Origin of the sequence: Mycobacterium sp., assembly GCF_049585075.1 — a bacterium.
Taxonomy (GTDB): Bacteria; Actinomycetota; Actinomycetes; order Mycobacteriales; family Mycobacteriaceae; genus Mycobacterium.
Genome location: NZ_JBAUZA010000285.1, coordinates 1 through 2,329, shown reverse-complemented (window position 1 = coordinate 2,329; position 2,329 = coordinate 1). Strand labels below are relative to the sequence as shown.

At 62.7% G+C, this 2,329-nt stretch carries 1 protein-coding gene and 2 pseudogenes; all 3 read left to right on the top strand.

Features of this window, described 5'->3' with window-relative positions; translation table 11 throughout:
* A pseudogene (locus tag WB785_RS14020) lies at positions 1–76 on the top strand (type VII secretion protein EsxI); the annotation flags it as partial.
* A 535-nt stretch (positions 77–611) separates the two neighbouring features.
* Positions 612–2,135 carry a hypothetical protein gene (locus WB785_RS14015; RefSeq protein WP_424079940.1) on the top strand — a complete coding sequence of 508 codons (1,524 nt, stop codon included), beginning with the start codon at positions 612–614 and terminating at the stop codon, positions 2,133–2,135.
* Positions 2,136–2,255: 120 nt separating this feature from the next.
* Positions 2,256–2,329: pseudogene (locus tag WB785_RS14010) on the top strand (WXG100 family type VII secretion target); the annotation flags it as partial.

Sequence of the window (2,329 nt, the reverse complement as noted above, 5' to 3'; positions counted from 1 at the left end):
TCACGGCCAAAAGGTGCAAACCGCCGGCAACAACATGAACTCCACCGACAACGCAGTCGGCGGCAGCTGGGCGTAGTTGATCAGCACCCCGCTCCAACCCTTTTGTGGCCCGCACACCAAACCGTGTGCGGGCCACAACCGTTCCCAGCTCTAACCGCGTAACCGGAACCCGTGAACTGACGTGCCCGAGGCTTACAATCATCGGATAACCACCAAGCATCCGAAGTCACCAAACCGAAGTCTGCTGCGCCATGGCGTTCGTTGAGCCGATCGTCGTCGTACTGGGGCCTCGCTGCGGCGGTACGTCGGCCGTCGCCGGCGTACTGAACCATCTTGGTGTGTTTATGGGCACCGAATTCAGCTTGGCCGCACGCGAACTGAGTGAGAGCTGGGAGGATTTAGGGTTACATCAATTGTGCAGCAGGGCCTTTAGTGAGCCTGGTGATCAGCTCCAAATGGATGCCGGTTTGTTCCAGACGAAACTGCGAAGTTGGGCGGAAGTTCATCGTCGTGCTGCCCGCATCGCGGGGCGCCGGCCTGGCGCCAAGGACCCCTGTCTTTGCCTTGCGGTTGATTTCATCCGCGACGCCTGGGGTCCGATCGTGCCGGTTGTGGTGGACCGACCTTTCGCGAAGGTGGTGGCGTCGCTGAATCGACTCAAATGGTTGTCCGACGAACAGGAGCGGGCTGAGTCGACCGCACGCCTTATCACCGCACGCGACCTCGCGCTGGCCGGCGCTGCGACGATCCGAGTTGACTTCGAGGCGCTCCGCGCCACCCCCGCCGTTGTGATCCGCCGCCTCGCCGACGAACTCGGGCTGGAGGCGACCGAGGCTCAGATCGATGCCGCAACGGACAGTGTGCTGAAACCCGCCGACGTGCCCAGCGACGTGGACCCGTACCAACGATTCATCGATCGGTTACTGCCCGAGGTGACACACAATCCCAAGGACGCGCGATCAGTGTCCTTGTTGGCCCAGGCCTACTTCGATTCGGGCGATTTCGCCAACGCGCGCAAGTGGTTTGCGTGGAAGATCGAAATCGGCGGCCGCCCGGACGAGGAGATCTTCGTGGCGATGCTGCGGGTCGCGCAGTCGATGGAGCAGCTCGATGAGCCATGGCTGGATGTTCAGGATGCCTACCTGCGCGCCTGGGAGTTCCGACCGACGCGCGCAGAGCCGCTCTATGGCGTCGCCCTACATTACCGCGGTGAGAAGCGCTACCAGCTGGGCTACCTCTTCGCCGCGCGGGCCGCGGAAACCGTGCTTCCCGACGAAGACATGATTGTGCCGTACCCCGACATCTACGCTTGGCGCGCAGCCGATGAGCGAGCCGTGTGCGCATACCGGATCGGTAGGCACACCGAGGCTTTCATGGTGTGGCGGCGTTTGCTGGCCCGCCCCGACGTCCCCCATGACGATCGACAGCGGATCGCGATCAACCGCGACCTCGGCGTGCCGACAATGGCCGAGGCGGTCTCCTCCTACCCCGATGCGCTGGTGAATCGATTGACGGCTCAGCCCGGTTCGGCTGAGGTCGTCGTCAGCCTGGTCGCAGGTCCGGACCGGGCCGCAACCGAACGATCGCTGAATTCGTTCCTGCACTGCTGCACCGACGTGGCTCGAGTCGGGCGCTTCGTCGTGCTCGATACCGGCCTGTCAACCCAGGACCGCGACATCTTGCAAAAGCATTATGGATTCCTCGAATTCAGCACATGCACATCGGGCGCCCAGCTGGCACAACTCCGCGAGCACATAGATGGACGCTACTGGCTGCACCTGGGACAGGGTTGGCGTTTTTTTGCCCCCGAGAATTTCATCACCCGGTTGACCGCGGTGCTCGAAGCCGAACCCCAGGTGTTCCAGGTGGGTATTAACTTCGCCGATGCCGTCGAGCTCACCCGTACCTGTGCCGCCGAGCAGATGGTGCACCGAGGCCCCGAGGCCGGCCGCTACCTGTTGACCGATGTGGTGGCCGGCGGGCCGGCGATGTTCGATACCGCACGACTGGACAACGCCGGCGGTGTGCGTGGCAGCGACGCAGACCCGATCGCCGAACTCGCGCGACGCGCCGCCGCCGCGGGACTACGGACCGCCAGCCTCGACGAAGTGCTCTGCGTCGCTGCAGGTTCATGACAATGAAAGACAGCTACTTGTCACGTGTTTGAAGCCGCTTGTTCATCGCCAGGTCGTACCCTATGCATAAGGCGGCTGGTATCGCACTGCAGCTGATGGACTCAACAAGGAGAAAGAATTATGCCTACGCGTTTTATGACTGACCCGCATGAGATGCGGGCGATGGCGGGCCGTTTTGATGTGCACGCCCAAAC